Source organism: Kitasatospora sp. GP30, assembly GCF_029892145.1.
GTDB lineage: Bacteria > Actinomycetota > Actinomycetes > Streptomycetales > Streptomycetaceae > Kitasatospora > Kitasatospora acidiphila.
Genome location: NZ_JARZAH010000027.1, coordinates 54,984 through 73,174, shown reverse-complemented (window position 1 = coordinate 73,174; position 18,191 = coordinate 54,984). Strand labels below are relative to the sequence as shown.

Sequence of the window (18,191 nt, the reverse complement as noted above, 5' to 3'; positions counted from 1 at the left end):
GTCCGGCGGCGTAGCGTCCGTGACCGGCCCGGCCGTACCGAACCGGGCAGTTCAGACGTCCTGGAGCGCACATGACCTCGCGGCTGGGCCTGTTGGCCCGCATCGAAGCACGCCCCGAACACGCCGAAGCGGTCGAGCGGATGCTCACCGACGCCGTGGAGCCGGCACGTCAGGAGAGCGGCACCGTGACCTGGTTCGCTTTCAGACTCGGTCCTACGGCTTTCGGCATCTTCGACACCTTCGCCGACGAGCAGGGCCGAGACGACCACCTGAGAGGCCGCATCGCCGCAGCCCTGGGCGAGGCCGCCGCCACCCTGCTCGCCGCCCCGCCGCGCATCGATCACGTCGACATCCTGGCCGCCACCCCGCTGTAGCCGGCACACCTGCTCCAGCACCAAGGTAGCCCCCGGGGAATCGCCTGGTCACAGGCTCTGAGACAACGGATGAGGAAGGCTGGAGATGACCACCGCAATCGTGGGCGTCGGCAACATCGGAGGTGTGCTCGCCCGGCAGCTGGTGGCCGGGGGCGAGAGCGTCGTCCTGGCGGGGAAGGGCGCGTCGCGCGCCGAGGAGCTGGCAGCCGAGCTCGGGCCGCTCGCACGCGCCGCCACCGTGGCGGACTCGATCACGGGCGCGGACACGGTCGTGTTCGCCATCTGGCTGGACGCCATGCGGGAGCTGATCCCGCAGGTCCGACCGCTGCTCGCGGGCAAGGTCGTGATCGACCCGTCGAACCCGGTCGCGTTCGACGAGAAGGGCCGGATCGTGCGGTCGCTGCCCGAGGGGCAGTCGGCCGGGTCGGTGGCCGCCGCGCTGCTGCCGGAAGGCGCCCACTACGTCAAGGCGTTCGGCACCCTCGGCGCGGGCGTGCTGGCGGCGAGCGCGAACCGCGCGCCGCGGCGGGCGGCGCTCTTCTACGCCACCGACGACGGCAGTGCCGCGGCGACGGCCGAGCGGCTGATCCGCGTGGCCGGGTTCGACCCCGTCAAGGCCGGCGGCCTGGCCGCCGCCGGCCGCATCGAGTCGCCCGGCGGCGACCTGCATCAGGCCGGGCCCGACGGCGAGGTGGTCGACCTGGCCCAGGCGCGCGCCGCGGTGGATGCCAGTTAGCGGATCTCGCGCGACCGCGGCAGCCCCCGGCCTCGCCTGGACGCCCGGGAGAGGTTTTGACCGCCGTCGAGCGGCCGATGCTCAGCGGATGGAGACCAACGATGCGCTGCGACGCCCGGATGTGCTCGTGGTGGGAGCATACTTCGCCGACCTGGTGTTCCACGGCCTGACGGATGCGCTGCGCCCGGGGGGCGAGGTGTTCGCCGAGGGCTTCGCGCTGGTGCCCGGCGGGGCGTACTCGCCCGCGATGGCGCTGCGCCGGCTGGGGCGTGACGTGGTGTGGAGCACCGATTTCGGTACGGACGCGTTCAGCGCGCAGGTGCTGGCCGCCGCCAGGCACGAGGGGTTGGACGAGGCGGCTTTCCGTCATCACCCCTTCCCGGTGCGCAGTCTGACGGTCGCCCTGGCGGCGGACGGCGAGCGGTCCATGGTCAGCTTCCAGGATCCGGTCGCTCCCGAGCAGCTCGCGCTGCTGCTGCGCCGGCATCGGCCCCGGTTCCTGGTACTGCCCCAACTCCGGTGCGACGATGCGGTACTCGGGGCGCTGCGGGTGGCCCGGGAGCTGGGCACGGTGGTGGTGATGGACTGCCACGACACCGCCGCGGCCCTGAGCGACCCGGCGGTCCGCCGGACCCTGGCCGAGGTGGACGTCTTCACGCCGAACGCGGCCGAGGCCGTTCGTCTGACGGGCGCCGGGGACGTGGAGGACGCCGTCACGGAGCTCGCCGCGCTGGTTCCCGTCCTCGTCGTCAAGCGCGGTGCGAACGGCGCGACCGCCGTCCAGGGCGGCAAGCGCCATGACGTTCCCGCCGTTCCCTCCCGGGTCGTGGATACCACCGGGGCGGGCGACTGCTTCAACGCCGGATTCGTGCACGGCCTCCTCGCGGGCTGGAGCCTGCCGGACTGCCTCACTGCCGCGGTGGTCTGCGGGGCCGCGGCGACCACCGGCCCGGGCTCCAGCGCCGCCCTGCGGGCCGACGACCTCGACCGCCGGCTCGGGCGCTCCACCGAGCTACCCGGGACGCTTCCCATGTCTGACCAACCGTCACACTAACGCCCCGCCACCGCAGATGGTCATGCTACCGTCAATCGGATGTCGAGGATTCTGGTCACCGATCTGGACGGCACGTTACTCGGCGGTTCCCCGGACAGCCGGCGCCGGTTACGGGACGCCCTGGAACGGCATCCCGAAGTGACGGTGGTCTTCGCCACCGGCCGCGCCCTGGACTCCGTCCGGGAACTGCTCCGGGACCCACTGGTCCCGAGACCGCGGTGGATCATCGCGGACGTGGGCGCAACCGTGATCGACGGCACCGACTTCACGCCCGTGGACCCCCTGCAGGAACAGCTGCGCACCGGCTGGCCGGGCGCGGCGCAGGTACGCGCGGCCCTGCGCCGCTTCCCCGCACTCCGCTACCAGGAGGGCGTGGTCCAGGACGGCCGGTGCTCCTACCACCTCACCCCGTCCGCGCTCACCCCCGAACTCACCGACGCCGTCCGGGCGCTGGGCTGCACCTGGGAGTATTCCGCCGCCCGCTACTTCGACGTCCTGCCCCCGGGTGCCTCCAAGGGCAACGCCCTGCGGCTGCTCGCGCGCAAGCTGGGCTGGGCGGCGGAGGAGGTCCTGGTCGCCGGGGACTCCCTGAACGACCTGTCGCTGTTCCGCCTCGGCACCCACGCGGTCGTCGTCAAGGGCGCCGAATCCGCCCTGCTCACCGCCCTTGCGGACAGCCCGCACGTCCACCGACCGGAGGGGTACGGCGCGGCCGGTATCCTCACCGCCCTTCGCGCCATGGGTTGGCTGCCGCCGCCCGCCACCGGCGGCGCCACCGCCCGGCAGCGGCACTCGCTCGTGGTGGGCTACCACCGCCCACCACTGCGCTGGACCGGGACGCACTGGCGTCCGCCCGCCAGTCCCAACGGCATCCTGCCCACCCTGACCAGCGCCTTCACCGACGGGCTGCCGGGTGTCTGGGTCGCCGCCCTGGCAGGCAGCCACGCCGGCTCCACCCACACGCCGCCGCCCGCCGGGCTCCCCCTGTCCCTCGTGCCGTTCACCTCCGCCGAGTGGACCGGCTACTTCCACCGGGCCTGCAAGGAGACGCTGTGGCCGGTACTGATGTCCGCGCCCGACCGCTCGGTCCATGACGAACGCACCTGGGCCCACTACCGTGCGGTCAACGCGCGCTTCGCCGAGCGGATCAGCGCCCACGCGGCCCCCGGCGCCACCGTCTGGCTCCACGACTACAACCTCTGGCTGGTGCCCGGCCTGCTGCGCGCCACCCGGCCGGACCTGCGGACCGGGCTGTTCCACCACACACCGTTCCCGCCCCCGGAGGTCTTCGCCACCCTGCCCGCCGCCACCGAGATACGGGCCTCACTGGCCTGCCTGGACTGGGCGGGGTTCCACACCGCCGCCTTCGCCGACCGGTTCCGGCACACCCTGGCCGACCAGCCGGGCCGACCGCACACCGCGGTCCATCCGCTCGGCATCGACCGGCCCGCCATCGAGGCGCTGGCCCGCGACCGCGCGCCGCTGGCACCGCCGGCGATCGGCCTGCGGGTGCTCTCCGTCGAACGCCTCGACTACGCCAAGGCCCCTGTCCAGAAGGTCGACGCCGTCGCCCGGTTGCTCGCCTGCCGGCCCGAACTGCGGGGGCGGCTCACCTTCCGCCTGGTCTGCCCGCCGCCCGAGCCGGGCATCACCGCCTACGACGCCACCCGCGACCTCCTCGAACAGCGCATCAACCAGGTCAACAGCACCTGGCAGCAAGCCACTTGGAAGCCGGTGGAGTACGTTCCCCGCAACCTGCCCGTCACGGCGGTCATCGACGAGTACCTCGCAGCCGACGTGCTCTGGGTGGCCTCCCTCCAGGACGGAATGAACCTCACGGCAAAGGAGTTCATCGCAGCCCAGGCCGCCCTCCTCCGCCACCGCGCGCACCCGCCCGGCGCCCTGGTGCTCTCCCGCCACGCGGGAGCCGCAGCCCAACTGGGCGACGCGGCCCTGCTCACCGACCCGAACTGCCCTGAGGACCTCACCACCATCCTGTCCCGAGCCCTCGACCTCTCCCCCGCCGAGCGCCGCACCCGCATGGACCGCCTCGCCGGCCTCATCGGACACGAACGCCCCGCGGACTGGGCGGCACGGATCATCGACGAAATCCGCAACGCCCGCACCACGCCGTGCATATAAAATGTCACATATGCAGTTGCAACGCTTCCCGCTGCTCTGTACGGTTCCCGAATGACGTCACCGACTACGGACTTCGGGGCGGTAGGCGGCTCCTACGCGCACTACAACACCTCCGGACGCGGTCGGCTGCGGCACGATCTCGTCACTCGCCGCCTCCGGGCCGACCTGCCTCGGACCCCGGCCGGCGTCCTGGATCTCGGCTGCGGGGATGGCGAGATGACGCTCCGTCTGGCCTCCGCAGGGCACCGCGTCACCGGGGTCGACCCGTCGGCCGGCATGCTCGCATCCGCCGCCGAGCGACTCGGGACGCGTCCTGAAACCGCCGGCCGGGTCCGTCTCCTGCAGGCGGACATCGCGACTCTGCCCACGGACCTCGGCGTGTTCGACGCGCTCTGCTGCCACGGCGTCCTGATGCACCTGGACGACTCGGGACGGCAACCAGGACTACTCGAACCTCGTATCCTCCGCCGCTGCCCACCTGGGCACACGTCGGCCCAGACCGTGCTGCGGTCGGGGCCGACGTCGCTCGTAGTCTCAACCACAGTCTCAGCCGGCCCTTTGGTCGGCCATCGGGCCGTTCTACTCGACGCTCTTGGCCACCGGCCGAATGAGGCCACGCACCTGCTTGGCGAGGTTCATAGGCCCGCCCGCCTCAGTTGCCACCGTCCAGGCGCCGGGCCAGTACTCGGCCGCGCTCGGCTTGCACTGCTCCGGCCTTCCCGGCCGCATAGTGGAGCAGGCCGAAGGGCGCGTGCAGGCGCAGTCGATCGACCACCAGGGAGCCGCCGTCGCCCCGGGTCGTGACGGCGAAGAGGTAGTCCATCCGCACGCCGCCGGGACTGACCACCTCGCCGCTGACCGTCGCCTCATCCGGCAGCCGGGCGTCCTCGGTGCGCAGGCTGACCTGGATGACGTTGTCGTGCCGGACCAGTCCGAAGAACCGGAAGCGTTCGACGGCCGCATAGTGCGTGACCCCGCCCTCGCGCCGCACGTCCCGCACATCCACGAGCAGCGGGGAGAGCCCGATGTAGTTCGCGGGGTCCGCCAGATGGGCAAGCACAGCGGCGGGCGTCGCCGCGATGTCGTAGCTGTGGCTCAGTTCGGTGCTAGGCACTCCAACTCCCCTGTCCGGTCCGGGTTGGGTCGTCGTCGGCTACCGAGAACGATCGGTGGATGATCGCACCATCCTGCCGGTTCCGCCAGGCCATGCGAGAAGCTCCTCGGCATGGGGTTCCTCGGCTGCCGTCGGTTCGTGGTTGATGTGGATGCCCCGTTCCCGCCCTCGTCGTTGCGGATCTGCGCGTGGTGGTGTGCTGTTCGGTGTGCACCGTTACCTGTACGCCGTGCAGAGCTGCACTGTCATTCGGGGAGTCGAACCCCGCGCTGCTCTCCGCGCGCCAAGAAAGGGATCGGATTGACCGCCGACCCTCGGTGTGCGCACGCCTCCGTGACGACTACCTGCTCCACATCCTCCGGTCGGTCAGTCCAGAAGGTCCGCCTCCCAGTTGGTGCGCTGGATCTCGACGTCGACCTCGCGGATCTCACGCGCAAGCAGATCCGCCTGCGCGCGAAGCTCGGCGACCGGCAGGGCGGAGAGCATCTTCAGCTCGGACCGCAGCTGCCGCCCGCCGCCCCGTCCGGCGGAGGCGTCCGCTGCCGCGGTCACGACCGCGTGCCGCAGCCGCAGCACGTCCCGGCGGGCCAGCGCGTCCGTGAGCGAGCCACCACCACGCATCCCCACCGTGGCGTTGGTCCGGTTGATCCGGCGGATCAGCGACTCCAGGCTGTCCAGTACCTCGCCGGTCTCCACCAGCAACCGCGCCGCGTCCTCCGGCGGAACCTCACCCTCCTGGTACCGCGCGCTCCCGACAATCCGCGCCCGCAGCTGTTCCACCCGTCGCGTCGCGTCCGCGCGCTGCGTCAGCGCTTCGGCCAGCTTCATCGCTTCCACCTCCACCCTCTTCGGTCCCGGCAAGTATGGGGAACTGACCCGCGTACCCGCATCCGCATTTCGCGAAGCTGACCCTGCGACGCTCAGCCCGAGTGATCCAATCGACCGCGAGTAGGCCACCATCCGGCATGGCTTTCGGGCCTCTCTGAACGAATCCCGCGCACCCCGTCGGCTGAAGCCCCAGAGCGCTTGATACTGCTGGGGATATCGAGAGTTACTCGCCTGGTCCGGTCACAGCCCCGAAAGCCCGGCTCGCCGCGCATGCAGTTCGGAGGGGACGAGTCCAAGGAGCCGCCGCGTCCGATTGCGGCCCCGGCCGGCGCTGTCGCCCCAGAGGGCGAGTCCATGTCGTCGCAGATCACGGCAAGCACTGGTCTGTCTACAGCAGGATCTCGGCCAGTTCGCCGTCGTGGTCCTGAGGCAGGCGCCTGAGCCAGGCGCCATCGACACCCGTGCTCACCGTCGGCCCGCCGCCGCTTCAGGACCGCTTCAGGCCCGCTTCAGGACCAGGATGGCGTTGTGGCCGCCGAAGCCGTAGGAGTTGCTCAGCAGGGCGTCGACCCGGGTGTGGCGGGCTTCCTTGGCGACGACGTCGAGGTCGATGGCGGGGTCGAGCCGGTGCAGGTTGGCGGTAGGTGGGATGGTCTGGTGCCGCAGGGTCAGCACGGCGAGCGCGGCCTCGATCGCTCCGGCGGCGCCGAGGGTGTGGCCGAGGGCGCCCTTGGCGGAAGTGACGGCGGGCGGACGGCCGCGGAAGATCCGCCGGAGGGTGGCTGCTTCGATGCGGTCGTTCATCGGCGTGCCGGTGCCGTGGGCGTTGACGTGGTGGATGTCCGTGGGGTGCAGGCCGGCGTCGGAGAGTGCGGCGGTGACGGCCCGTTCGATGCCCAGGCCGGTGGGGTGCGGGGCGGCGTAGTGGTGGCCGTCGGTCGAGGCGCCGTAGCCGGCGAGGTAGGCCTGCGCGGGGGCTCGGCGGGCTCGGGCGTCGGCGGCGCGCTCCAGGACGAGGATGCCGGCTCCCTCGGCGAGGACGAAGCCGTCGCGGTCGGCGTCGAAGGGGCGGCTGGCGGCGGACGGGTCGTGCAGGCGGGTGGACAGGGCGCCCATCCGGGAGAAGCCGAGCGAGCCGAGCGGATGGCACGGGGCTTCGGCTCCGCCGGCCAGCGCGATGTCGCAACGGCCGGCGGCCAGCAGGTCCTTGGCGACGCCGATCGCGGTGGCACCGGAGGCGCATGCGGTGGTGACCGCCATGCTCGGGCCGTGTGCGCCGAGCGTGATGCCGATCTCCGCGGCGGCCGCGTTGGTGGTCGCCCTCGGGATGGTCAGCGGCGAGATGGTCGCGTAGTCGTGTTCGAGGATCTTGCGGGAGGCGGTGAAGACGGTCTCCCGGTTCTCGGCGCCGACACCGACGACCACCGCGACCCGGGCGCCGTCCCACGAGGCCGGCTCCAACCCGGCGTCGGCGACGGCCTGGTGGGCGGCCACCAGGGCCAGCTGGACGAAGCGGTCCATCCGCCACGCCTCGCGGCCGAGCAGCGCACGGGGCTCGAAGTCGGGGACCCGGCAGCTGATCGGCACGGGTACGTCACCCAGGTCCGGATCGAGCGCCGCGCTCGCCCGGCCCTCGCACACCGCCTCCCAGGTCGTCGCGACGTCCGGCCCGCCGGGGGTGACCAGGCCGAGGCCGGTGACGGCGATGTCGTGGGCGGTCATGCTCCGGCCACGGGTGCGGTGGTGCCACGTTGCGCGGTATCGCCCGCGGACCCGTCGGCCTGGGCCGCTTCGACGGCGGCGACGGCCTGGCCGAACGTGGTGTCGCCGGCGCTCAGCGCGTCGGTGGCGGGGATCCGCAGGCCGAGTTCGTCCTGCAGCACGCAGAGCAGTTCCACCTTGCCGAGGGAGTCCAGGCCCAGCTCGTCGAAGGTGGCGTCCGGGGTGATGGTGTCTTCGGGGATGTTGAAGTGCTGGGCGAGCTTGCTCTTGATGGGCTCGTAGAGCGCGGTCATGCGGTTCTCCCTACCAGTGGGCCAGTGAGCCAGTGGGCGTCAGAGTCTGATGATCACGATGCCGGCGCTGCTGCCGGCGGCCAGGCCGACCAGGGCGATGAGGTCGCCCGGGCCGGCCAGCCCGCTTTCCAGGGCACGGGCGAGTTGGAGGGGCAGCGAGGCCGAGGCGACGTTGCCGTGCTGCTCGACGGTGACCACCAGCCGGTCGCGCGGCGCTCCGACCTCCGGGCCGCAGATGTAGTCGAGGTCGGCGACGGCTACCTGGTGTACCCCGACGAAGGCGAAGTCGTCCAGTGTCAGGCCGAGTTCGTCCAGCAGCGGGAGGACCTGACGGCACGTCAGCTCACGCAGGGTCTCGCGCATCCGGCTGCTCTCCATCTGGAACCAGCCGGCCTGCGGATCGGGCGCCTGCCGGGCCTCGATGGTTCCGCCGCCGCGAATGGTGGCCGAGGACCAGACCGTGGAGTCGGCGGCGAACCGGCTGGCGACCACCCCGGTCGCCAGCAGCGGGTCGTCGTGGTCGGCTTCCCGGGCGGTGAGGAGCAGCGCACAGCCGGCGTCCGAGAAGCCGTAGGACGGCAGTGCCCGGGCGAAGGCCTGCGCATCGGGCAGGTGCAGCCGAGTGGCGAGCGAGAGCGCCTCGCCGCAGGCGACGAGGACCCTGCGGTACTGGCCGGTGGCGATCAGGGCTTCGGCGGTCTGCATCGCGTTGAGGACGCTGTTGCAGGCGTTCTTCACGTCGAAGACCGGGCAGGACAGGCCGAGCTTGGCGGCCACCAGGTGGGCGGTGGCCGGCTCGGCCAGGTCCTGGGAGGCCGCGGCGAAGATCATGAGGTCGATGTCGGCGGCGGCGGTGCCCTGCTCGGCCAGCAGCTTGCGGGCGGCGGCCACGGCGAGGTCGGAGGCCTGCTGGTCGTCGTCGAGCAGGTGGACGCCCCGTACGCCGGTGAGCTGGGTCAGCAGGCCCGCTGGTGGGGCGTACGGTCCGGCGGCCGCGATCTGTGCCTCGCGCTCGGCCATGGTGACGTACCGCTCGGGCAGGTGGGCACAGACGCCTGCCAGGTGCGCTCGCAGCGCCGGCGGCCCGGTTCGTCGGCTCAAAGGCCCGTGCATCCGGCTCAAAGGCCCGTGTAGGTGAACTCGTCGGCCGGGCTGGTGGGGGTGGCGATGTCGCCGATCGTCACGGTGATGTCCACCGTCTGGCTGTCGTCGACCTGCAGGGGCGCGGTGGCGGTGAGCTGGGTGTCCGAGACCCAGGTGACCGACGTCGACGCCCGGTCCTTGAAGTTCACGCCGGCGTCCTTGGGGAAGCCCGAGCCGGTGATGGTGACCGTGGTCTTCTTCGCCGGACCGCTGTTCGGGCTGATGCCGGTGACCACCATCGGTGCCGGCCCGCCGTAGGCGAACTGACCGAGCGGCACGACGGGCGAGGTGCCGAGGACGTTGGTGACCCGGACGTCCACGATGCCGACCCCGGCCGGCACGTTGGCGGCGATCTGGGTGCCCGCCGGGTTCATCGTGTACTTGGGGCACGGGATGGGACCGAAGTCGACGACGATGCCCGGGGCGAATCCGCTGCCGTTGATGACGAGCATGGTCCCGTCGGCGTTGGGGACCACGTCGGTCACGATCGGCCCGGCGGGGATGCACTGGGCCTGGAGCAGCTTGAGGTAGGTGTTGTTGGCGTGTTGGTAGTCGACCTGGTACATGAAGTCCGCGAGGGTGCTGTTGGTCGGCGCCTGGTCGGGCGGCGAGTACTGCCCGTCCTGGGGCCACTGCTGCTGCACGCCGGGCTGCACGTAGAGCCTGCCCTTCGGAAGTCCGTTGAGCACGTCGAACAGGCCGTGCACCTCGGCGTTGCCCGCTGGGCCGGGCGACGGGTACCACTTGTCCTGGTTCACTTCCTTGAGGTCGTTCCAGGCCCGCGGCACCACGTCCCAGGCGTTGAAGTGGTGGGTGTTGCTGAGCCACGGCAGCGCGTTGACGTAGGTCGCGAAGCTCTGCAGGCCGGCGGTGGGGGCCGCGAACGTCTCCACGGCGAACTGCGGTGCGTTCTTCCAGCTCTGCGCCTGCGTGTACAGGTAGGGGGCGAGCATGGTGGCGATGCAGCCGCCCAGGCTGTGACCGGTCACGTACACCGTCGGCTTCGGCGTGCTGGGCGCCGCCTGGACCAGGTTGGCCAGTGCCTGCGCCAGCGTGGTGCCCTGGTAGGCGAACGCGCTCTCCGGCAGCGTCACGCCCAGCACGGCCGCGGTCGGCGGCGGGATCGAGACCATGGTCGCGACCTCGGTGAACGCCGTCATGGCTCCCTTGGAGACGGCGACGGCCGTCGGCGAACCACTCGCGGTGAACGGGACCACGGTTCCGACGTCGAGGTCCTCCAGGATGTCGGTGATGTTGCCGATCGTCCCGCGCGAGACCACGGCGAACTGGTTGGAGCCGTCGGTGGTCCTGGCGATGTACGCCATGTTCGCGTTGTCCGGGCTCAGCGCGAGCCACGCCACCTGCCAGGCACCCTGGGTCGCCAGCGCGGTGTCGCGCAGCTGCTGCGAGATGCCGCCGATGACGCGCCAGGTCTGCTGTGCCAGGGTCTCCCCCGACGGTCGCGGCGTCGCGGCGGTGGCGGCCAGCGCGGACAGCGTCATGCAGACCTGGGGCGGGGTCGGGGTGTCATGCTCACTCCTGGGGTGCTCGCTGAACCGGGGCGGACCGTCGTCGACCGTACGCGCCCGGCGGGCCGGCCCAGATACCTGACGACACGTCAGCAGCCGGAGACGGCAAGGATTCACGCGTTCGGGCGAACACCGGCCTCAGTACGGCAGCGGGCGCCCCGACGGCGTGCGCAGGTCGAGTGGCGGGCGCGGGCGCGGCTGAGTGGGCCGCCGGGTGATCTGGATCCGAGGCATCCTGCTCACCTATCGTGTGCTCACCCGCCACGCTCCCCCGTCCGCCGTCCCAGCCGCCAGGGGACGGCGTCCTGACCGGCCGCCCCGACCGGTCCCAGCCCCGGCGGCCCGCCGCCCGGGCCCGTCCCGGCCCGGGCGGCCCGCCCGGTCAGTGCACCTGCCGCTCCTGGCCGACCCAGTAGGGCTCGCGGATCTTGAACTTCTGCAGCTTGCCGGTGGCCGTGCGCGGCAGCGAGTCGGTGAACTCGACCCGCTTGGGGCACTTGTACCCGGCCAGCCGGGTGCGGCAGTGGGCGATCAGCTCGGCCTCGGTCAGCGGCGCGCCATCGGCCACCACCACCAGGGCGGTCACCAGCTCGCCCCACTTCTCGTCGGGCGTGCCGATCACCGCGGCCTCCCGGACCGCCGGGTGGGCGCAGAGGGCGTCCTCGACCTCGATGGAGGAGACGTTCTCACCACCGGAGATGATCACGTCCTTCTTGCGGTCCGAGATCACCAGATAGCCGTCCTCGTCCAGCCGGCCGCCATCGCCGGTGTGGAACCAGCCGCCCTCCTGCGCCTTGGCGGTCTCCTCCGGTTGCTGCCAGTAGCCCTGGAGGGCGTGGTTGGTGGCGGCCAGCACCTCCCCGTCGCCGTCCAGCGCGAGCCGGACCCCGAGCGCCGGCGCCCCGGCACGGCCGAGCCGGGCGGCCCGCTCGGCGGGCGGCAGCTCGTCCCACTCGGCCCGGGTGCGGTTGAAGGTCAGCAGCGGTGCGGTCTCGGTGAGGCCGTACAACTGCTGGAACTCCCAGCCGAGCTCCTCGCCGACCCGCTCGATGGTGCGGGTCGGCGGCGGCGCCCCGGCGCAGATCACCCGCACCCGGTCGCGCCCCGGGATCTCGCCCGCCCAGTCGGCGGCGGCGTCCAGCACGGTGTTGATCACGGCGGGCGCGCAGCACAGCAGCGTCACCCCGTGCTGCTCGACCCGGCGCAGGATCTCCGCGCCGTCGACCTGCCGCAGGATGATGTGCCGGCCGCCCAGACCGGTCACGCCGAAAGGCATGCCCCAGCCGTTCACATGGAACTGAGGGAGAACGTGCAGGTACGTTTCCCTCTCCGAGAGCCCCGCGTGCAGCCCGAGTACTGTCGCGTTGAGCCAGAGGTTGCGGTGGGTGAGCTCAACGCCCTTGGGACGGGCAGTGGTTCCGGAGGTGTAGTTGATGGTGGCGGTGGCGCCCTCGTCCGGTTGCGCCCACGGCCGCGGTGCCACCCCCTCGCGGTAGAGCTGCGCGTCGTCGCCGAGCACGAATCGGTGCTCGGCATCCAGCCCGTCCAGCAGGTGGGCGCAGGACGGGTCGGCGTAGACCACGTCGGCGCCGCTGTGCCGCACGATGTACTCGATCTCGGGGGCGCTCAGCCGGAAGTTGACGGGCACCAGCACCCGGCCCCACCCCGAGATCCCGAAGAACGCGGTGAGCAGCCGGGCCGAGTTCTGCGAGATCACCGCGACCCGTCCGCCGACGGGCACGCCCAGTTCGTCCAGCCGCGCGGCCTGGGCCCGGGCCAGCTCGGCCATCCGACGGTAGGTCAGCTCGCCCAGCGGTTGCGCCGGTTGCTCGGGTTCGTCGACGATGGCGACGCGGTCGGGGTAGACCTGCTCCGCCCGGTCGAGGAAGTCCCGGACGGTGAGGGGAACGTACACGGTGGCTCCTTCGGCTCTCACGTTGGGCCGACCGTAGCGGCAGAAGCACGCAGTGCGACACGGCAGCGGCCACTTCGAGCCACTGCCGCACGCATTTCAGCCACCCGTGACGAGCGGGACCACCGTCAGGTGCCGTTCACCACCGACTGCGGGAAGGCGAACACCCGGTCCGGGTCGTAGTGTCGCGCCACCCTCTTCAGCTTGGGCAGGTTCCTGCCGTAGTACGCCTGCCCCCAGTGCGGCAGGGTGTCGTCGATGTAGTTGACGTAGGCGCCCGTCGCGCCCAGGGCGGCGAGCCCGTCGCGGACGGCGTCGACCGCCTTCTTGGTGGCGGCGTAACCGGCTCGGGTGGCGCCCGCGTAGATCTGGGCGCTCGCCAGGGAGTGGCGGTGCGGGAATGCCGTTGCGTCGGGGGCGAGTTCGGCGACGGCGCCGCCAAGTACGTCCAGCAGCAGGGAGATTCCGTTCGGCCCGACCATCAGGTCCGCCACCTTACCGCCGTCCACCGGAGTGGCGGGCAGCATCCGGGATTCGGCGATGAAGGACGCTCGTTGCAGGATGCCGCCCTCCCACCACAGGTGGCACTGCTCGATGGTGTCGTTGGCGCAGCCCGCCATGAACTTCATGGCGTCCAGGTAGTCCTTGGGCTCGACGAGGCGGGTGGGCTGCACCCCGGCGGCTCTGGCCAGTTGGTCGATCAGCGGCGTCAAGGTGCTCTGGTCGCCCACGTAGCAGCCGACGATCCGCACGGTCGGCGGCGTGCCGCTGGCGATCTGGCAGCTGGACCACAACTCGGGGGGCGCCGCCGACGCCCAGCTCTGCCAGGCACCGATGGCGGCAGCGGCGGAGCCGGCCGGGAAGGTCAGGATGAAGACGGTCAGCGGGGGCGCCGGCTCCGTGCGGAAGGCGAACTGGGTGACCACGCCGAAGTTGCCGCCGCCACCGCCGCGCAGCGCCCAGTGCAGGTCGGGCTCGGACTCGGCCGAAGCCAGGAGCAACTTCGAGTCTGCGGTGACCAGTTGGGCGGCGGTCAGGCGGTCGCAGGTCAGCCCGTACTTGCGGGTCAGCACGCCGATCCCGCCGCCCTGGGTGAGCCCGGCGACCCCGACGGTGGGGCAGGAGCCGGCCGGGAGCAGCCGGCCGGCCTGGGCGAGCCCCGCGTAGACCTCGATCAGCCGGGCTCCGGCCCCGACCAGCGCGGTGCCGTCGGAGCGCACCCGCACCTGGCACAGGTAGCGCAGGTCGATCACCAGGCCGCCGTTCGGGACGCTGTAGCCGAGGTAGCTGTGGCCGCCGCTGCGGGCCGCGATCGGGATCCCGTGGCCACGGGCCACGTCGAGGCAGGCCTGGACATCGCCGGGCGATACGCACCGGGCGACGGCGGCGGGCATCTGCTGGTCGTTCAACTCGTTGAAGCCGAGCCGCTCGTAGCTGTAGGACGGGTCGCTGGGCATCACCAGCCGGCTGCCCAGTCGGGCCTTGAGCGCCTTCCAGTCGGGTGGTGCGGCGGCGGTCCCCCGGGGCCGGACCGGCCAGGCGTCGATGCCCGGCGGCAGGTCGGTGCCAGTGCGAGTCCCGGTAGCGGCCTGGGCCGGCGTGCCGCGCGCCCCCGTCATCACCATGGCGCCGGTGGCGCCCAACGCGGTCAGGAGCCGCCGTCGATCGATCGTCATGCGTCTGCTTCTTCCTGGGTGCCCCGATCCCGCCGCGCCCACCGCGCGGCCGACAACGCCGCCATCCTCGCCCGCGGCGCGGATGAGGGCGCGTCAGACTGGGCCCTTCGGTGGACCGGGCGCTTCGGGGCCGAACGGGCACCCGGGTGGCCGCCCAGGGCGGTCCTCAGCCGGACGCCTGGCTGCCGTCCTGGCGGGCGAGATCCGCGTACTCGGGGTGGCGCGCCATCCAGCCGTGGATGAACACGCAGGTGGCCCGCACCGCCAGCCCCCGGCTGCGGGCGTCGTCCAGGGCCGCCCGCGCCAGCGCGGAGCCGACGCCCTTGCCCTCGAAGCGGGGGTCGACCACGGTGTGCGGGTAGACCACGAGCCGCTCGTCGCGCTCGTACTCGGCGAAGCCCGCGAGCTCGCTGCCCACCCATGCCTCGAACCGGCTGTTCGCCTCGACGTCCCGGATCTCGATCTCCATCAATGTGCCGTCCTCACCTGGGCCGTGGTCGTCACCGGACATCTTCGCCGACGTCCCCGTGCCGCCGCGCTACCGGCGCCAACGGCTGCCGGAAGCCCGTGGTCCGTCGGCGGCCGGGAGTTCGGCGACCGCCATCGGACCACGGGGCCGCATCAGCGGAAGTCGGCCGCGTGGTCGCGCGCCCAGTCGGCGTAGCCGCGCGCCCGCCGGCCCGTCACCTGCTCGATGGTGTCCGTCATCTCGGGCACCGCGCCGACCGAGGCAGCCAGGAACCGCAGCAGCTCGGCGGCGAGGGGGCGCGGCACCCCATGGGCCACCTGGGCCTCCAGGGCGTCTTCCTCGCCGACCTCGACGAAGCCGAGCTCGCGCCCGATGGCCTGCCCGATCTGCTCCACCTGCTGGGCGACCGTCAGCGGCTGGGTGCCGGTCAGGGTGTGCACCGTGCCGTTGTGGGTGCCGTCCCGGTCGAGCAGGGCGCGGGCGGTGACGTCAGCGACGTCAGCCTCGTGCACCGGGGCCACCACCGCCTGGCCGTAGGGGGCGTGCACGGTGCCGGTTGCGCGGATGGCGGGCGCCCAGTTCAGGCTGTTGGTCGCGTACATCCCGCCGCGGATGAAGCACCATTCGAGACCGGTCGCCCGGATCGCCTCCTCGACCGGCGCGTGCAGCTGGCCGATCAGGCTGGGCCGGCCGGCCAGCCCGGTGACGGCCATCGAGGAGTTGAAGACGATCCGGCGGACCCCGGCGCTCCCGGCGGCCCGGATCAGCGCTTGGGTGCCCTGCTCGCCGGTGGCCGCGAGGTTGAGGTAGAGCGCCTCGGCGCCCTCCAGCAGCGGCTCCAGGGGCTGCCCGGCGGTGAAGTCGGCCCGCACGGTCTGCGCGGCGGTCGGCAGGCCGGCGGTCGCGGGGTTCCTGGTCAGGGCGCGAACCGGGGCGCCCTCGGCCAGCAGTTGGTCGACCAGGCGGCGGCCGATGCCGCCGGTGGCGCCGGTGACGACGATCACTGGTGTCCTCCTCGATCAGGCTCTCGATAGGCGGGGAGCAGAGGTGGGTGAATACTCACTCACTCTGCAGCCTGCGGGATCATCAGCCCGGAGTCAAGTACGGCCGGAAGCGCCAAGTGTCTTGCCGCACAGGCACGAAGAAGCAGTCGGGCTACGGCGCCGGCGCCACCCGCTCCCGCCGCCGGCGCGCACCCAGGTGGTGGAAGAGCAGGTTGAGCACGACCGCGGTGATAGCGCCCGCGCTGATGCCGCTGCCGAGGATGGTCTGCGCCCAGGACGGGAAGTCGTGGTAGATGCCCGGGGTGACCAACTGGCCGCGCGGGTCCCGGACATCGGGCGCGGCCAGCGGGATGGCGCCGATCGCCGGCGAGACCGAGATGATCACGATGTTCCGCGCATCATCCAGGTTGATCTTGGCGAGCGAGCGGATACCGCCCACCGCGATGGTGCCGAACAGCACGATCCCGGCGCCCCCGAGCACCGGCATCGGCATCGGCATCGGCATCGGCATCGGCATCGGCACCAGCGAGACGGCCGCGCCGAGCTTGGGGAACACCCAGCACCACCAGCACCGCGCCGGCCACCGCGACCACGAACCGGCTGCGCACCCTGGGCAGCGAGACCACCCCGACGTTCTGAGCGAACGCGCTGGTGGCGCAGGAGCCGAAGAGCGAACCGACCAGGGTGGCGACGCCGTCGGTGCGCAGTCCGCGGGTGATGACGGCGCGGTCCACCGGGCGGTCGCAGATCTCGCCGACGGCGAGCATGCCGGCCGAACTCTCGGTCATCAGGACCAGCATCATCCCCACCCGGTCGCCCGCCCCGACTTCCGAGTACCCGTCAGCTCGGCGCTGACAGCACCGGAGTGAGCAGCAGGCGCCCCACCGTGCCCGTACTCGCCGCGATTCCGGCGCAGGCCCTGTCATAGGTGAACGGAATGTCCCGCTGCGGCCAGAGCAGCTGGACCGAGACCCAGGAGGCATCCCGCGCGGCCTCGATGCTGAAGCTGCTCAGGATGTGCTTGATCGACTCGGCGTCCGCGGTCGTCAGCTTGACGAGTTCGGGCTCGAATTCGGCCCGCACCTCGGCCTCCACCCTGGCCAGCAGCTCGTTGACCTTGAGGTAGTCGGCGTGGACCGGCGCGGTGTCGGGCGTGGTGCGGCGCTCCTTGCAGGTGAGGATCACGGAGAGCGCGAGGTCGTGGTTGATGTGCGCGTTCATTCCGGCCAGGGCGTACTGGATCGAGAGGATCCGCCGGTCGTCGCGCAGGTCGAAGAGGGGCTGCCAGGCCGCGTTGACCGGCTTGCCGGCCTTGGCGGCGTCGACGTTGCGCAGGTACAGGCCGGCGAAGATCACATCCATCCGCTCGATGAAGGCGCCGTCCGCGAAGTAGTTCTCGGTGAGGCTGGCCGCGACCAGCTCGGTGACCCTCAGGTACATCCGGTTGAAGCAGGCGACCCCGTCGCGGGCATCGAGTTCGGCGTCGATCTGCTTCATCCGCTGGATCACGTCCTGGACGGTGTTCGGCAGCTGGGCGACGGGCGCGGGGGCGGGTTCGGTACCCACAGTGACCTCCCGGGTGGCTTTCCGTCAGACCATACGCTCCATATATGACGTATCGTCAGATCAGGCCCGCTCCGCGCGTCACGCCCGGGACCGGCGCAGGAAGTCCACTGTCACGGCGCCCAGCAGCGGCCCCCAGAGCAGCAGTGGCGCGTAGCAGAGCGTCATGATCACGCCGGCCGTCCCGTGCGGGGAGTCCGGGTTGCTCATGTTGTGCTCCCAGCCGCCGAGCGCGGCCGACCAAGTGATCAGCGTGACGGCTGCGGCACCGAGCGCGGCGGGGGTGACGGCGGCCAGCGGATGGATCCGGCGCCCGCCGAACCACGGCAGCCAGCGGGGCGCCACCCGACCCCAGGGGCGGACCAGACCGACGGTGAGGAAGGCGAGCGCCTCGGCGAGGGCGCTCAGGGCGATCACATAGGCGGTCCCCCAGCCGGGCATGTGGGAGTCGAACACGCGCTTGAGGTCGCCGGAGAAGCCGACCGGGATGCCCACCCCCAGGGCCAGCCGCCAGAGTCCGGACGGCACGGTGGTGAGCACGGTGAGGCGGGCGGCGCGGTCGGCCCAGCGCGGTGCGGTGTCGATCATGGTGAGCTCCTCGGGGAGACGTCTTCGGGATGACGCCAGCTTCC

At 72.0% G+C, this 18,191-nt stretch carries 16 protein-coding genes and 2 pseudogenes; 5 read left to right on the top strand and 13 right to left on the bottom strand.

What is annotated here, in order from left to right:
- Positions 1–71 precede the first annotated feature (71 nt).
- The 5 genes and pseudogenes from P3T35_RS28710 to P3T35_RS28690 form a co-directional block, all read left to right on the top strand.
- Positions 72–374 carry an antibiotic biosynthesis monooxygenase gene (locus P3T35_RS28710; protein ID WP_101378529.1) on the top strand — a complete coding sequence of 101 codons (303 nt, stop codon included), beginning with the start codon at positions 72–74 and terminating at the stop codon, positions 372–374.
- 85 nt (positions 375–459) lie between these two features.
- Positions 460–1,110: an NAD(P)-binding domain-containing protein gene (locus P3T35_RS28705; protein WP_101378530.1), complete on the top strand. Its 651-nt coding sequence runs from the start codon at positions 460–462 to the stop codon at positions 1,108–1,110.
- 88 nt (positions 1,111–1,198) lie between these two features.
- A complete protein-coding gene (locus tag P3T35_RS28700) occupies positions 1,199–2,164 on the top strand; it encodes a carbohydrate kinase family protein (protein WP_101378531.1) in 966 nt (321 codons plus the stop codon).
- Positions 2,165–2,203: 39 nt separating this feature from the next.
- On the top strand, positions 2,204–4,306 hold the full coding sequence (locus P3T35_RS28695) for an HAD-IIB family hydrolase (RefSeq protein ID WP_101378532.1): 2,103 nt from the start codon (positions 2,204–2,206) through the stop codon (positions 4,304–4,306).
- A 51-nt stretch (positions 4,307–4,357) separates the two neighbouring features.
- Positions 4,358–4,732, top strand: a pseudogene (locus tag P3T35_RS28690) (class I SAM-dependent methyltransferase); the annotation flags it as partial.
- A 226-nt stretch (positions 4,733–4,958) separates the two neighbouring features.
- On the opposite strand, the gene P3T35_RS28685 reads toward P3T35_RS28690, so the two are convergent.
- The 13 genes and pseudogenes from P3T35_RS28685 to P3T35_RS28625 all read right to left on the bottom strand — a co-directional run bounded on the left by P3T35_RS28685 (position 4,959) and on the right by P3T35_RS28625 (position 18,147).
- On the bottom strand, positions 4,959–5,420 hold the full coding sequence (locus tag P3T35_RS28685; RefSeq protein ID WP_101378533.1) for an SRPBCC family protein: 462 nt from the start codon (positions 5,418–5,420) through the stop codon (positions 4,959–4,961).
- A gap of 366 nt (positions 5,421–5,786) precedes the next feature.
- Complete coding sequence (locus tag P3T35_RS28680; protein WP_101378534.1) at positions 5,787–6,248, bottom strand: DIP1984 family protein; 462 nt, start codon at positions 6,246–6,248, stop codon at positions 5,787–5,789.
- Between the two features lie 498 nt (positions 6,249–6,746).
- The gene (locus P3T35_RS28675; RefSeq protein WP_101378535.1) at positions 6,747–7,970 is read right to left on the bottom strand and encodes a beta-ketoacyl-[acyl-carrier-protein] synthase family protein; all 1,224 of its coding nucleotides are present in this window, start codon (positions 7,968–7,970) and stop codon (positions 6,747–6,749) included.
- Positions 7,967–8,263: a phosphopantetheine-binding protein gene (locus P3T35_RS28670; protein WP_101378536.1), complete on the bottom strand. Its 297-nt coding sequence runs from the start codon at positions 8,261–8,263 to the stop codon at positions 7,967–7,969. The genes P3T35_RS28675 and P3T35_RS28670 overlap by 4 nt, the downstream gene beginning before the upstream one ends.
- A 39-nt stretch (positions 8,264–8,302) precedes the next feature.
- Positions 8,303–9,364: a 3-oxoacyl-[acyl-carrier-protein] synthase III C-terminal domain-containing protein gene (locus P3T35_RS28665; protein ID WP_280708327.1), complete on the bottom strand. Its 1,062-nt coding sequence runs from the start codon at positions 9,362–9,364 to the stop codon at positions 8,303–8,305.
- 17 nt (positions 9,365–9,381) lie between these two features.
- The gene (locus P3T35_RS28660) at positions 9,382–10,908 is read right to left on the bottom strand and encodes an IPT/TIG domain-containing protein (RefSeq protein ID WP_101378538.1); all 1,527 of its coding nucleotides are present in this window, start codon (positions 10,906–10,908) and stop codon (positions 9,382–9,384) included.
- 409 nt (positions 10,909–11,317) lie between these two features.
- The gene (locus P3T35_RS28655) at positions 11,318–12,850 is read right to left on the bottom strand and encodes an AMP-binding protein (protein ID WP_101378539.1); all 1,533 of its coding nucleotides are present in this window, start codon (positions 12,848–12,850) and stop codon (positions 11,318–11,320) included.
- Between the two features lie 125 nt (positions 12,851–12,975).
- Positions 12,976–14,523, bottom strand: a complete 1,548-nt coding sequence (locus tag P3T35_RS28650; RefSeq protein ID WP_101378540.1) for an FAD-binding oxidoreductase — start codon at positions 14,521–14,523, stop codon at positions 12,976–12,978.
- Between the two features lie 166 nt (positions 14,524–14,689).
- Positions 14,690–14,992, bottom strand: a complete 303-nt coding sequence (locus tag P3T35_RS28645; RefSeq protein WP_101378541.1) for a GNAT family N-acetyltransferase — start codon at positions 14,990–14,992, stop codon at positions 14,690–14,692.
- A 152-nt stretch (positions 14,993–15,144) separates the two neighbouring features.
- On the bottom strand, positions 15,145–15,996 hold the full coding sequence (locus tag P3T35_RS28640; RefSeq protein WP_101378542.1) for an NAD(P)H-binding protein: 852 nt from the start codon (positions 15,994–15,996) through the stop codon (positions 15,145–15,147).
- 151 nt (positions 15,997–16,147) lie between these two features.
- A pseudogene (locus tag P3T35_RS28635) lies at positions 16,148–16,799 on the bottom strand (solute carrier family 23 protein); the annotation flags it as partial.
- A gap of 37 nt (positions 16,800–16,836) precedes the next feature.
- Positions 16,837–17,562 (bottom strand): DUF5995 family protein, encoded by a 726-nt coding sequence (locus P3T35_RS28630; RefSeq protein ID WP_280708323.1) that lies wholly within the window; start codon positions 17,560–17,562, stop codon positions 16,837–16,839.
- A 78-nt stretch (positions 17,563–17,640) separates the two neighbouring features.
- Entirely contained in the window at positions 17,641–18,147 is a 507-nt protein-coding gene (locus P3T35_RS28625) for a hypothetical protein (protein WP_101378543.1), read from the bottom strand.
- Positions 18,148–18,191 lie beyond the last annotated feature (44 nt).